The 413-nt window shown below is 69.2% G+C and carries 1 pseudogene; it reads left to right on the forward strand.

Going from position 1 to position 413, the window contains the following annotated elements:
• Positions 1–25: 25 nt before the first annotated feature.
• Positions 26–413, forward strand: a pseudogene (locus tag B8460_RS20175) (hypothetical protein); the annotation flags it as partial.

Below are 413 nucleotides of genomic sequence, written 5' to 3' on the forward strand. Positions count from 1 at the left end.
CCGCACGGCCGATGGAGCTGGGCCGGTGAGCGAATTGATCGACACCCTCAACTTCGCCGCCGAGGTCGCGCGCCTCGCCCAGCTCCCCGGTCCCGAATACGACCGCGCCCGCGTCGCGGTCGCAAAAAGCTTTCAGGTCCGCGCCAGCACACTCGACGCCGAGGTAAGGCGCCTGCGCACCGGCACGTCCACCAGCACCGCGCCCGAGTTTTCCGACGACGCCCTTGCCCTACGATTCACCGATCGGCATCGGCACGACCTGCGCTTCGTCGCCACATGGGGCCGCTGGTATCGCTGGACCGGCACCGTCTGGCAGGCGGAAGACACACTCGCCGCGTTCGACCTCGCGCGTGACATCTGCCGCGAGGCTGCAAAGGAAGCCGATCCCGACGACGCGCCAGCCATCGCCAGCG

Origin of the sequence: Acidisphaera rubrifaciens HS-AP3 (assembly GCF_000964365.1) — a bacterium.
Lineage (GTDB): Bacteria > Pseudomonadota > Alphaproteobacteria > Acetobacterales > Acetobacteraceae > Acidisphaera > Acidisphaera rubrifaciens.